Origin of the sequence: Leptolyngbya cf. ectocarpi LEGE 11479 (assembly GCF_015207065.1) — a bacterium.
GTDB lineage: Bacteria > Cyanobacteriota > Cyanobacteriia > Phormidesmidales > Phormidesmidaceae > Leptothoe > Leptothoe ectocarpi.
The window spans coordinates 1-13100 of the sequence record NZ_JADEXP010000172.1 but is presented as its reverse complement, the minus strand read 5'-3'; the positions used below and the strand labels follow the sequence as shown (position 1 = coordinate 13100).

The 13100-nt window shown below is 49.7% G+C and carries 13 protein-coding genes; 5 read left to right on the top strand and 8 right to left on the bottom strand.

The genetic code is table 11. From position 1 onward, the window contains the following. The 3 genes from IQ260_RS17645 to IQ260_RS17635 form a co-directional block, all read right to left on the bottom strand. Positions 1 to 1146: folate/biopterin family MFS transporter (locus IQ260_RS17645; RefSeq protein WP_193994427.1), on the bottom strand; the 1146-nt coding region annotated here is incomplete at its 3' end. 141 nt (positions 1147 to 1287) lie between these two features. Then, the gene (locus IQ260_RS17640; protein ID WP_193994426.1) at positions 1288 to 1581 is read right to left on the bottom strand and encodes a hypothetical protein; all 294 of its coding nucleotides are present in this window, start codon (positions 1579 to 1581) and stop codon (positions 1288 to 1290) included. Positions 1582 to 1741: 160 nt separating this feature from the next. Then, the gene (locus IQ260_RS17635; protein WP_193994425.1) at positions 1742 to 2272 is read right to left on the bottom strand and encodes a DUF4330 domain-containing protein; all 531 of its coding nucleotides are present in this window, start codon (positions 2270 to 2272) and stop codon (positions 1742 to 1744) included. 350 nt (positions 2273 to 2622) lie between these two features. Here IQ260_RS17635 and IQ260_RS17630 point away from each other — a divergent pair, with 350 nt between their 5' ends. After that, positions 2623 to 3483 carry a M48 family metallopeptidase gene (locus tag IQ260_RS17630; protein WP_193994424.1) on the top strand — a complete coding sequence of 287 codons (861 nt, stop codon included), beginning with the start codon at positions 2623 to 2625 and terminating at the stop codon, positions 3481 to 3483. Here IQ260_RS17630 and IQ260_RS17625 read toward each other — a convergent pair. Both IQ260_RS17625 and stpA read right to left on the bottom strand, forming a co-directional pair. Beyond that, complete coding sequence (locus tag IQ260_RS17625) at positions 3453 to 4226, bottom strand: pantothenate kinase (RefSeq protein ID WP_193994423.1); 774 nt, start codon at positions 4224 to 4226, stop codon at positions 3453 to 3455. The genes IQ260_RS17630 and IQ260_RS17625 overlap by 31 nt on opposite strands. 507 nt (positions 4227 to 4733) lie before the next feature. Beyond that, entirely contained in the window at positions 4734 to 6014 is a 1281-nt protein-coding gene (gene stpA / locus IQ260_RS17620; protein ID WP_193994422.1) for a glucosylglycerol 3-phosphatase, read from the bottom strand. A gap of 99 nt (positions 6015 to 6113) precedes the next feature. Here stpA and IQ260_RS17615 point away from each other — a divergent pair, with 99 nt between their 5' ends. Then, complete coding sequence (locus tag IQ260_RS17615; protein ID WP_193994421.1) at positions 6114 to 6758, top strand: L-threonylcarbamoyladenylate synthase; 645 nt, start codon at positions 6114 to 6116, stop codon at positions 6756 to 6758. A gap of 337 nt (positions 6759 to 7095) precedes the next feature. Here IQ260_RS17615 and IQ260_RS17610 read toward each other — a convergent pair whose 3' ends face one another. Beyond that, entirely contained in the window at positions 7096 to 9552 is a 2457-nt protein-coding gene (locus IQ260_RS17610; RefSeq protein WP_193994420.1) for an NB-ARC domain-containing protein, read from the bottom strand. Positions 9553 to 10056: 504 nt separating this feature from the next. On the opposite strand from IQ260_RS17610, the gene uppS reads away from it, so the two are divergent. Beyond that, the gene (gene uppS / locus IQ260_RS17605; protein WP_193994419.1) at positions 10057 to 10833 is read left to right on the top strand and encodes a polyprenyl diphosphate synthase; all 777 of its coding nucleotides are present in this window, start codon (positions 10057 to 10059) and stop codon (positions 10831 to 10833) included. A 35-nt stretch (positions 10834 to 10868) separates the two neighbouring features. Here uppS and IQ260_RS31725 read toward each other — a convergent pair whose 3' ends face one another. After that, entirely contained in the window at positions 10869 to 11735 is an 867-nt protein-coding gene (locus IQ260_RS31725; protein ID WP_193994418.1) for an NAD(P)-dependent oxidoreductase, read from the bottom strand. Positions 11736 to 11901: 166 nt separating this feature from the next. Here IQ260_RS31725 and IQ260_RS17595 point away from each other — a divergent pair, with 166 nt between their 5' ends. Then, entirely contained in the window at positions 11902 to 12042 is a 141-nt protein-coding gene (locus IQ260_RS17595) for a hypothetical protein (protein ID WP_193994417.1), read from the top strand. Next, on the top strand, positions 12035 to 12511 hold the full coding sequence (locus tag IQ260_RS17590; RefSeq protein WP_193994416.1) for a hypothetical protein: 477 nt from the start codon (positions 12035 to 12037) through the stop codon (positions 12509 to 12511). Before IQ260_RS17595 ends, IQ260_RS17590 begins: the two co-directional genes overlap by 8 nt. A 35-nt stretch (positions 12512 to 12546) precedes the next feature. On the opposite strand, the gene IQ260_RS17585 is transcribed toward IQ260_RS17590, so the two are convergent. Further along, on the bottom strand, positions 12547 to 13100 hold a 554-nt coding region (locus IQ260_RS17585; protein WP_193994415.1), incomplete at its 5' end, for a DUF3386 domain-containing protein.

The following is a 13100-nucleotide window of genomic DNA, read 5'->3' as shown; positions in this document are numbered from 1 at the left end:
CGCCAGGTTCGAAATCGACATCAGCAGAGCAAACAGCGTAGCTTCCACTCCTTTTGGGCATAGTCGGGCTGACAACACCAGTACCGGCATAAAAGCGATCTGCCCCATCACCGTGAGAATAGCGCTGTCGCCTAAGCTAAACCATTGATCGTCAATACCCAGGCTGCGGTTAGTATGGGTAACCAAAATCAGGGTGGTCATCCCCCCTAAACAGGCCAGCACGGTGGACCAGGCAAAGATGGTGCGAAAGGGGACAGTCTTCAAAAAGCGTTGAAAAATAGCGATGCCTATGAGGGCCGCCAGACTAGTGACCAACCGCACCCGACCCAAAAACTCAGGTGCAAACCCCAAATCATTGGTCGTAAAAAAGAAAAAAGCTGAATCGGCACTGGGGGTGGACTGCCACAGAAACAAAAATAATGCCGGCATCCAAATTGCCCGCTGGCTAAACGCTGTCTTCAGCTGTTTAACCTGATGCCAGACCGATTGAACGTTCGATTTTTCTTGGACGGGTTCTTCTGCAATCAGCCAAGCTACGACAGATATAATCAGTGGGAATATGGCTGTGACCGCAAAGACGACGCGAGTGCTGGTGTGCTCCAGTAATAATCCGCCCAAATACGCCGTTAGCAAACCACCAACAGCCGCCGCGCCCCAGGAAAGCGATTGCAGTGTACCGGCTTCACCCTGGGACTCCTGACGAGCCCGCTCCACCACCAGAGAATCGACAATGACGTCTGAAACCGCTACCGATAACGAACTCAGCAAGAGCATGGCTATTGCTAACCAGGCCGTATGAGCCAGGGTAGCTAGGACCAGCCAGGCTGCTGTACCTGTGAGGCCCGATAAAATCAAATAAGGCCGTCTGCGATACCCAAAAATAGGCAGCCCATCCGATAAGAATCCAAAGAGGGGCTTAATAGTCCAGGGTAAGCTAGCCACACCTGTGAGTGCAGCAACGGCTGCAGGGGTCAGACCTAGATCATCCTTAAGAAAAAAGCTGACCGCTAACCGCGCTAATCCCAAGATTCCTTGTACAAAGTAAACCAGCAAAATTGCGGTTAACTCAGTAGTGAGGGGCCGACCTAGTAAGAGACGCTTTTCTAAAAATTGCTTGATTCTCTGAGAGTCGGCGGTTGCAGTCATATATGACAAAAACCTTTAAGAAATGTCAACTATCTTAATCATAACGGTTCTAGCGTATTGGGCACTAATCCTAAAATTTCAGAAAAAAAGGGCCACCTGTGTGACCCCTCCAAACCTGAGCTACTTAAAAAATGCCTGTGCTTAAGACTTATCACGGGCGTCTATTGCATCCAGGCGATACTGTTGAATATTAGTACCCCTCAGCGAATCACTGCTCTTAGTGCGTAGATTGAGTTCATCTAGACGCCGCTGCTGAATGTTAGTGTCGATCAGCGAATCACTACTTTTTGTCCGCTGGTCCAATTCATCTAAACGGCGTTGCTGGAGCGTCGTGTTAACTAGGGAGCTGTCATCAGAAGGCTTGGCTTCAACTGCGGGGACAACAGCCGCAGTGGCCAATAAAAGGGATAAACCAGAAAGTACGAAGCGTTTCATAGTGTGTCCTCCAAAATGTAGGAAGGTTTAGTGCTTTCTTACCTACAAGAATGGACAAGACACCTGAAGACCTTCTGATAGAAAACTGAAGATCTTTAAAGGAAATGCTGATAGTTAGCTGAGAAAAATGTAGTCCACACTACATTTTTCTGTTGCTTGCTTAGTCAGGAATACGCACAGCAACCGCGCTAGCTTTGAAATTATAGATTTTGCCCTCTAGTTCGATGGGGGTGCCAATTTTAACTTTACTATTGCCAAAGACGGGGCCATCATCAGTAATCTGAGCGGACCCGGCTAAGGTAATCAGCATATCGGCTGTATAACCCAGCTCAGGCCGAGGATCGGGAAATGACGTTACGGACCCATCCGGCTGCGGTACTGCGGTACTGCGGGGTAGTGGCTTGACATCCTTGACCGTGACTTGGCCATAGGGCTGGTTGCGAATGATGACGTTGGTGGTACCTTCTGCTTTTAAGTCCACCAAAAACTGTTCAGGGTTTAGCACGGTCAATCCTCGGGCCATCACATCCACTTCGATATCTTTGTTAACGGCGCCGACCTGGGCCACCGAACCGGACGTACCAGGGTAGAAAAATACGGCTACAGCTACCATCAGGATGATCAGCCCGGCGCCAATGTCTAACAGGCTGATTTTGCCAAATAAGCGTCCCTTAGAATCCAAAATAGCCATGGTTTTGGCACTCCGAATATTTTTCTACTGTTTAAGCGCTGGTGCTGATAAAAGCACGGTTTGACTCAAACGACAATGTAACAGATGTGCAATATCACCCTATGGAATGGGGAATGCAGTCGTTAGTATTTAATCATGGGCTGGTCAGTTAGGGGGATGGGCTTAACTGAGTGCGTAGCTTGCATGCGTCAAACCACAGTCCATTAACTGTCACAGCCCATAGAGAAAGCTATAGGGGCTATCGCTATGGTCAAATCATGGATATGGCTTCAACTATCGTGACCGCATCACTTCAAGATTGACCTTATCCGTCTTCGCTTTATTCGCCGTTTTATTACAGTAAGCTGACCATGTTTAATGTAGTTCCTAATGTAGTTCTTCGCTGGGGCAATCGCTGGCAACGCCGTCTGGCCTACGGTGCAATGGCTTTTTTGATGACGTTGAGTCTGGGGGCTATGCTTCCTAAGCCTGCCACGGCTGGTTTGTTCGATATTATTTTGCCGACTATTCAGGTATTTCAAATTACCAACATGTCGGATAGGCAGGAAGTCAATCTTGGCGGTCAGGTTAATCAGCAGTTACTCAGTCAATCATTTCGCCTCCATCGCAATGCTGATCTGACGGCCTATGTGGATGAGATTGGTCAGAGTCTGATTCCCTATAGCGATCGTCCAGATATTCCCTACGTGTTTCAGGTGGTTGAAGACGACGGCATCAATGCCTTTGCCACCATGGGGGGGTATGTGTACATCACCACTGGCTTGTTGGCGGCGGCGGATAACGAAGCAGAGGTGGCTGGAGTGCTGGGCCATGAAGTGGGTCACATTGCTGAGAAACATGCCCTGGACCAGATGCGGGATGTGGCCATTGCCCAAGGTGTGGCCGGAGCCTTTGGTCTCAGTCGAAACCAGATGGTATCCATTGCGGTAGATGTGGCGTTGACGCTACCGAACAGTCGTAAAGACGAATTGGTGGCTGACAATCATGGTTTTGTCACCATGGGTGAGGCTGGGTACGACCAGACTGGGATGGCGACGCTGATGCAAAAACTAGACAGTGGTAATAGCCCTCCGGCTATCTTTAGCACGCACCCTAATCCTCGCGATCGCGTAGCTCGGCTACAGGAGATGGACAGTGAACTGGCGCTACCATCAGCAACTGCCGGTACGGATACGGTTGCCTACAGTGCTCGGGTGGCCTCCCTGCGATAAGCGGAGATGCCCCAAAACATAAGGTTGGGATCAAACCAGGTTCTGTTGCGCAGAACCTGGTTTTGTTGTGTCTGGTATATCTGCTGATAAAGCTGGTAAAGATACTGACCGTCCCCGCCAGTGAAGAGGACTGCCGTTGTAGGGTGTTGCTGATGCCAGCTTTGAATAAAACTGTGCACCCCAGCCAGCAGGGTATGAATCACTCCGCTTTGGATAGCGCTGGGAGTGTCCTTAGCCCAGTGAGGAGGCAGTTTTCCTGGGAGGCTGATATTTGGTAATGCCGCAGTGTGGTCATGCAGCGCAGTAAAGTGCGATCGCAACCCTAACAAAATTGCCCCACCGCTAAAGGCCCCCTCAGCTCCAGCCGTAAATGTTAGGGCTGTCCCACCATCAATGACTAGCACTGGCCACCCATACTGGTGCCCAGCTCCCCAGAGCGCGACTACCCGGTCTAGACCCAGGGTGGTGTACACACCTTTGAGGGGAACGTGATCAATCCATCTGACCGCAGGTATGGGGTCAAGGTACTGAGCCTGGGACGGAACGACTGAAACGGCCCAAATGTTCATGGGCTCAGTAGTTGTAGCTAGCAGCTGTGGCGGTGTCTGCTCGGCCCAAACAGACCTTAAATCCTGGCTAGGCAAAAGGTGGGGAGTATGCCAAACCTGTTTGAGAGCGTTGTCTTTAAACCAGGCCCAGTGCCAGCGAGTATTGCCAATGACGAGGGCCAGCCAATTGGCCATTCTTACAGAGAAATATAGTGATATTTCTGATGCCAACCGATAGTTTTAGACTATCAAAAATAATTTATTAGCCCATTAAAATAGGAGCCAGTTATTTCTAACTGACTCCTTTTAACTTGGCAAAACTCAAAAACAATCGCTAGTCTGCTGTTAGTTTGGTTGGAAAAGAAAATAGAATTTTTTTGCTAGAGGTTTACGGTTCAAATTTGCTACGTGCCTTATATCGATTGAGATTTGGCTGCTAATTCAAAACTAATTGAAATTGCGTAAGCCCTGTTTAGACGTATAGCTAAATCTGAAAGAGATTTAGGTTTGGAATGTTAGGAATTAATTTGAGTCCCTAACAGTTATTCAGTTGTTTGTATAGATTCAATGTAGCACTAGGCACCTCATTCGATTGTCTTGGTTTACCCAAGTTTACAGTCGTTAATGTAAGTCCTTGTTTGATTATCTTTATTCATTGGAAAAATCCTGTAGGGACGTTCCATGGAACGTCCCTACAGGATTTTATGGGAGGCTTTGGCGTGCGATCGCACCCGCTTGAAACGCTGCACAATATTGCTCATGGCCGCCGGGAAACACAACGTTGAGTGTCAATGGGTCGCTATGGTCACGCGGATCGCCGGGGCCTTGGGTAACCTTGGGGATGCCGTTATTGGTTTCCACTTGCAGAGCGCGCCGGTTTTTGAGCTCACCCCCGCTGCTATCGACATATACCACCAGATTGCCGCTCTCAAAGGCTTGGCCAATGTTTTGGATCAGCTGCAGAAAGTTGCGATCGCTGCCGCCGCGCTTAAACACTAAACCATCGTCTGTATTGATAGCCTGACTGGTGACCGTATCCCCCACACCAATGATGAGTGGCATATGGGCTGGGTCAAAGTTCTGTTTTACAAGGGCTAGCATGTCCTCCATGCTTTTAGGAGCCTGTCGAGCATTAAACCCGATACCCAAGGGATGTAGCCCTGTTTTCATAAAGTAATAGCGGTTAAGTAAAGACAGCACCCCCGCTTCCTTGATGGCCCCGCGCAGCATAAATTGAAAATCCGTCGTGCCTGACGTAGTGTCATCGGCCTGCCAAACTACCTCGTCACCCCGGTCATCACGACCTAGATTGGGGGCGTAGTGTACAAAAAAGGAATTTTCTAAGCCTTCGGCTTTGGCTTCTACCAAGAGCCGAGCGGTCAGCTCCCGCATCTGTGTTTGTAGCTGTTGGTAAAGGGCTAGATTATTCAGGGTTTCGTAAAACGTGTTGAGATTAGCGGTGGGAGATGCCACATTATCCAGTACTGAGGCATTGATGCAGTGAGTTAAGGTTTCTGACGATAGGCCATGGTCCACGGTGCTTAAAAACGTCTCTAAGGTCGTTTTAATGCGACCGGGAACTGATTTCAAAAAAGCAAGCTCCGTATCACTGACCCCTGGATGGGTTAACTGACCGTTGCGGTCTTGCCATTGAACACCACCGGCAGCTAGACCAGGCAGGTGTAAATCACCCACTGGCTGCTGCAGTGCCTTGGCTACAATGCCATTGATCCCTCGTTTGCCAATGTGCTCGCCATTGGTCAATACAAAGAAATGGCCGTCATAGGCTGGGGCTGCTTCTACATAGGCTCGGCTGATGGACCGATTGAGCGGATCTTTTACCAAACCCATGCAAACGCCATCTAGGTCTTGAATCAGCAATATATTTTCGGTATGGGCAAGCAGGTCAGTAAATCCCTGATGGTCTAGAGAAAAGGTTTGCTGATGTAAGGGAGATACTGGGGGGGAACTGGGGGGAATCATGGGAGCCTCTGTTAAGAGAAGTAGCCGTTTTTGTAAGATTACGGTATCACTCGGTACTATGGCTTTTGCAGTAGCGAGTCAGTAATGAGGACTCGACCCATGGCTACACTTTATACATTGCATCCTGAGTCACCTCAGACATTCAAGATTGAAAAAGTTCGCAAGCAGTTGCAAAGCGGCGCGATTATGCTCTACGCCACTGATACGGTGTACGCCATTGGCTGTGATTTGCAATCTAAAAGTGCGATTAAACGAGTTCGACAGCTAAAAAAGCTATCGAACGATAAGCCCCTGACGTTTTTGTGTTCGTCACTGTCAAACATTGCCGAGTATGCCTATGTTAGCGATCCGGCCTATCGGACAATGCGCTATCTAATTCCAGGCCCGTACACCTTTATTTTGCCTGCGACCAAACTAGTACCTAAACTAGTGATGAATCCAAAGCGCAAGACCACAGGGATTCGGGTGCCGGATAGTCCGGTGTGTCAGACACTGTTAAAAAGCTTGGGAAATCCGATTATTTCCACGTCGGCTCATGTGGGGGATATGGATGAAACCTACTTTTCCCGCTACGAGCTGTTTGATGCGTTAGATAAGCAGGTGGATATCATCATTGATAGTGAAGCTGAGCCCAGCTATCTGGCATCAACTATTTTAGATATGACGGCGGATGAGCCCGTGATTTTGCGTAAAGGGTTAGGATTTGATGCCGTTGAGCAGTTTGCCAGCACGGCAGTGGGGTAGAGACTGTCTAAAAAAAAGACTGCCGGTGTGCACCGCGCAGTCCAATCATTGGCTTTCAGAATCAAAGAGACGGGGATCGTACTAGCAGCTACCTTCTGTCTCAGGGAAGATTGCTGAGGTGCTCGTTGTGCACATTTCTAGAATAGTCAGGAATGCTAACCATTAGATAAATCATGGATGAAGAAATCCGTATTCGATATGATCTGTGTATGAAACTCGTAGAGAGGAGAGTTGTTACTAACGACGATTACGGAAAAGGGCAGGAGGAAGATAGCTGCTTGTCTCGGATGCGGTATTGCACTGAGAAGCTGAAGTGGAACAAGCTCTGAAGTCTTCTCTAGAGAGTAGTTTTAGAAATATTGGAGATTGTTGTTTGGAGTAACTTGGTTACCCTGTCAACTTGTTTTTGGGCATTAATATCAGCATATAGACATAGGGCCTGTTGCCAGTGCTGATGGGCGATCTCGATATGATTTAAGGTCTGATAGCTATGGCCTAACTCCACATAGGCGTTGGCCAAATCACACTTGGCACCAATGCCATCGAATAGATCAATCGCTTGGGTGTGATAGTCCAGGGCTATGGTTATCTGTTGACGACAGCGGGCGATGGTGGCTAGCCCAGTGAGAGCTTTGGCTTTGACCTGGAGGTAATGACCGGTCTCAGCAAAGGTGAGAGCCTGTTGGTATAACTCTTCTGCTTGTTCTGTATGGCCCAGCTGACCATAGGTTTGACCCAAGAGTTGGATAAAATAAGCCAGCCTACCTGATGTATGGTTCTCGTGGATAAATGTACGTAGACAATCGCTAGCTAACTGATGGGCTGGTTCAGTCTGACCCTGGCACGCATATGTGAGGGCAAGCGCAACGGCGGCTTTGTCTGCCCAGGCTTGGTGAGCCGTGTTCTGTCCTAGTGCTATTACTCTGTGAAAGCTGGTTTTAGCCTGCTCTAGCTCCCATAGATCCATAGCATATAACCCCAAACTCAAGCGTGAGTCGATGTTTAGCATCTGGAGATAGTAGTTGTTAAGAGGCTCGGGACTGTCTAGGTTGGCTAGCAGCTTTTGGGTGGTTGCGATCGCACTTTGCTGACACTCAATCGCTTGATTAATTTCTCCAGTAATCCAGTAGATATCTCCAAGGATATTCCTGAGTTCACCGACTTGGGACCAGGGTTCAGACTCCGACTCCAAATGGAATAGCACCTCAACAATCAATGTACTCACGGGGTGTAATAACCCCATACGGTAAAGACTGCTGGCGAGGGGTAAAAACTGTTGCCATTGATTATGACGACTTTTGAGCAGTACTTTAGCAGCGGCCTGATAGTTGTCGATGGCAATGTAGTGGTAGTAGGCCTCTAATGCCTGCTGTGCATCAATCAAAGTGCTCAGGTGTTGCACACTCTGGGTCCAATATGTGGCCGCTACTTGATTAGCTTCATACCAAAGTCCATGGCTCTGTCGCAGCCGTTCGATGGCGACAGCTCGAATGACCGGATGCAGCCAATACTGACCATTCTCGACTTCAATTAGAGAGCGATTGCGTAACGATGAGAGCGCTCTTTGGGCATCCACCTGATGGCATTGTGCCATGACAGCAGCTAATGAGAGTTTGGCAATGGTCTGATAGCGATAACAGCTCAGACGACAAAGCAGCTGATAGGCAATAGGATCAAGGGCTTGTAGTCGATCGATTTGGCTAATGACTAAGTTTTTAAGATCAACCTCCGCTAAGGGATTTGCGCCATAGGCCTGCCAATAAGCACTCAGATCTCCATTGAAATCTGTTTGGACAGTGCTGCATAAAATTTCCATAGCCTTGGCATTGCCACCGTAGGCCCGGTGTAGCCTCTGCAAAATCTCATGGGAACCTGGTAAACAAAGCTGATGATAGACAAAACACTGGTGCCAGTCGGTGAGGGTGAGTCGCGGCAACCGATAGTGGTAGGCTTTAATCCCTGGCTCGCAGAGACGATCGCGGCTGGTGATTAACGTTGTTGCATTGATTGAAAAATCAGACAACAGCTTTAATAGTTCTGTATAACAGCGAGATTCAGGAACGAACTGACCATTGCTATCAAGGGCGGGCTCAAGATTATCAATGAGAATGCCGATTCGCTTCTGCTTGAGATGTCGTCGTAAACGACTCAGGCTGAGGCTCAAATCCTGGCCAGGTTCGTCATTGAAATCCTGACGTAACCATTCATCGAGAATGTGCTCGACTGCGGTTAGGTTCGAGGTTTCTTGGGCGACGCGCCATTCTAAAACTACATCAAAGGCTGTCTGACGTAGATAATGCTGGGCGAGTGTGGTTTTGCCTAGACCCCCTTCGCCTTGAATCACAATGATTTTATGTCCCTGGGTGCTGAGGGTACTGAGTCGGTCAATGGCAGTACTACGCCCAATAAAATGAGGGTCAATACCCTGGGGGTCGAGGGATTCGATGGGCTGCTCAACCGACGATGGCATTGATTGGTCTGGGTTCACCCGAGGCCATGCTTCTTCCGCGACATGGACCATCTTGCGCTTAGCTCGCTTGAGCCAGTACACCAACCGTGACCGGTAGTTGCCTTTGGTGATGCGTTCCCCTAAAACATCGGATAGCAGTCGCCATAGCTGGGATGCGACATCCTTGACGTGGCCTTCACTATAGCCAGCGATGGTTGCGATCGCACGGTAGGTTTTGCCGCCCCAGACCTGCTGCAAAATACAGCATTGCAGATCGCTGAGGTGCCGCCCGGTTTTCTCATAGAGCAGCGTATCGGTAAATTCAATTGCAGTATCCACACCCATCGGCCATGGTCAATGGTTTTCTCACTGACAGACTACCGTTATGGCCAGGAGCATTGCGCACCAGATATCCCGACTTTTTCAGACCTTTAAATTCGGACACTTCCCTACAATCTCAGACAAAGAACCCGATAGGGTATAAACGTGCATCTATCCATCGCTTTCCCATCAGAGCTTTAAGTCGCTGTGGTATCCCCTGACTTTCGGGGCAAAAGGGTAAACTGGTTTGACCTGTCCCTAAATCAAACGATATTGATGCATGTTGCACGATTAGCTTACTGCGAATTGTGTGGACGTCTGAAAATTTGAGGATTTAGGGCACCCTGGGAGCAGTCCACACCTCTTCTTTTAGAGGGACTTCTGTAAGGGAGGATGAAAAAAAACTGGATCGGCTCTTCCGAGCCAATATTTTAATTTTTTGATGAATCTGACTATATCAGCTGCGTAACAGCGCAGATGGGTCTATTCACGTTTAATGCATATTTGGAGCAATACGCATCTGCAATTATGACGAGCCAACTTCTGAAAATTCTACCGTCTGACCTCGATCCCCGTGGTTTGCCCAACCACGTTGCTGTGATTATGGATGGCAATGGCCGCTGGGCTCAGAGCCAAGGTCTACCGAGAATCGAAGGCCATCGTCGAGGGGCCAACGTGCTCAAGGATTTACTCCGCTGCTGTAAGGATTGGGGGATTGGCACGCTGACCGCCTATGCGTTTTCCACCGAGAACTGGCGGCGTCCCCATGAGGAGGTGGATTTTCTCATGGTGCTCTTTGAGCGCCTTCTGCGTAAAGAGCTGGCAGAAATGCATAGCGAAGGGGTGCGTATTCGTTTTATTGGCGATCTATCAGGTCTACACCATTCCCTGCGCCGTGAAATGGAGCGCTCCATGGAGCAAACCCAGCACAATGACGCGGTGGAATTTAATGTGGCCATTAACTACGGCAGCCGCCATGAAATTACCCAAGCCTGTCGTTCAGTGGCAGAACGTGTCGAACGGGGTGAGCTGTCCGCCGATGCCATTACCGAAGAGCTGCTAGAACGCCATCTCTATACGTCTGGCAGCAGCGATCCAGATTTACTCATTCGCACCAGCGGTGAGCAACGGTTGAGTAACTTTTTGCTCTGGCAAATGGCCTACGCCGAAATGTACTTTACCCATGTGTTCTGGCCCCAGTTTGACCGTCATCAGTTCCATCAGGCGCTGCTGGCGTTCCAACATCGCGATCGGCGTTTTGGTGCATTATCTGAGCCGGTTAAGGCGCAGGCGCTGACGGCTTAGGTTTGGGAAGGGTGAGGCTGCAGCCACAGGCATCCTCAGCCCTCGCGTCCTGACTCCTGGACGGCGGCAAACACGGCTGAATAGTCTTGGTCTGCTAGCCCCTGCTGGACGGCCTGTTGGACCATTTGGGCAACACTGGCGGCAACGTCGGCGTTAAAAGTTTCAGCGGAGCGCACAAACAAGTTCATATCCTTGAGCAGATGTTTGGTAGGGAAATTGGGACGGGTGAAGTTGCGATCGCTCATCCGTCCCAATTTCTTATCAAACGTCGGGGCATACAGGGCACTTTGACGCACAATGGTCATAAATTTTTCAATGTCGATGGCTTCTTGCTGTACCAAGCCCAGGCTCATGGCAAAGGCTGTCGTCAGGCTGCCAATTAACTGATTCATCGCTAGCTTGACACCGCTACCCGCGCCGACCGGTCCCATGAGCTGAGGCTCAGGGCCAAAACACTCCAGCACAGGTCGCCACTGGTCAAACTGGTCTGGGGTTGCCCCTACCATCACAATCAGCGTGCCTGCGTTGGCTTCAGGAATGCTGCCCAGCACGGGCGCTTCTAGGTAATCACCCCCGGCGGCCTGTACGGCCTGAGCGATCGCTTTACTCTCTTGGGGGGCGATGGTGCCCATCTGTAGAACGGTACGACCCGTTAGCTTTGCCGCCGCTTCTGGGCTGAGCAGTGTGGCGTGAATAGCGGCCGCATCAGTCAGCATGAGGACGATGAGCTGTGAGGCTGTGATGGCAGCAGCGGGCGTCTTGGCGGGTTGAATCCCATCTTTGAGCAGGGGCTTGAGCTTGTCAGGACTGCGGTTCCAGCCATATACCTGATGCCCAGACGCCTGTAGACGCTGGGCCATGGGGGCACCCATCAACCCTGTGCCTAAAAAACTAATGTTCACCTTGCTATCCTCACTGTCTCTAAACTGTCTGTATATTGAAATTTGTAGGTTGAAGTCTGGCTTGGGGCCGCTAGTTGCCTGCTTAGCAAAAACTGGTTGCCCAGTGGCAGACCTGGCTTTCCTGGGATACCGCTCCGGACCTTGTAAAGCTAAGCAACGGTTACCTATGGCCGTGATCTGGCATCCACAGACCTGGCATCCACAGACCTGGCATCTGCACGGGTCAACCGAACGGCTCAATCGAGCAACCATAGAGGGCAAAACTGCCCCCTTACAGCGATCTCAAAAATTTAATTTCTATGTTTAACATCTACCGTTCTCGCCCATTAGGTTCGCAACTCCGTCAGTTTGTATGTGTGAGCACTCTAGTATGCGTTGTACTGGTTGGTTGTGCTCCTCGGGAAGATTGCGCATTTCTCAATGATGCTCTGTTGGAGGGCAATTTACGTCTCCAAGAGGTGAATGAAGGTAATCTTGGAGGCTCTGGCTACAATCAGGGCATTGAGCGTCAGGTGGGCCGTATTTATTTTGATGTCTCCCAGATAATTGACAGTTTGCCCATCACAAATCAACGTTTGCAGACGATTCAGTTCCAGCTGGTTGAAGCCTATCAGCAAGCCTCTGACGACCGATATCAGGCGGCGGATCTGCTGTCTAGTGTCTCGGATAATCCCAGTGCTCAAGTTAAATCCGATATTCGCCAGCTGCATCTAGACTCTGAGGCCAATATCGGCACGATTACCGAAACCCTACGCAAACAGTGCCCACTCCGATAGCAGAACGGGCAACTGTCTAGCTTAACCGCATGGGACTAGGCCGCTTTGGCGTCTAGCAGCTGAATATTGGAAAACAAGAACTCCATATCGCCCTCGTCGGCAGATGCGATCGCACGTCGCGTCAAGATAAAGTAATCACCCACCTGGTCATACTCATCCGTAAAGTTACTGTGTCCCTGCTTCTGTTCACCCGTTTTCGGGTCGTGGTACACAGAATCGTAGGTATGAGATAGATAACCAGCTCCTGTATCGTGCGTGCTAAAGGTATTGATCGTCACTACAACACCATGGATGTGGCGATGTACGAGGACAACCTCATCATTGAGAACCTTGTACTTATCACCGGTAGATTTACCTTCCACCAAGATTTCTACCGCGCCCCGCTCGTCAGTTTCACCTAGGGCAAAGGTATTTTTGCCATGGGTCACTTCAAATTCACGGCGAACTCGGTGAATAGCCACTTCCCAGAGCTGCCCTTTGATCAGCTTTAGCGCAGCTTCATCTTCAATATTAAAAACCTCAGCGGATAGATCAGGATTCACCCGCGCTTTACCCACATAGGTTTGCTCACCCTGCTTGAATTCTACAT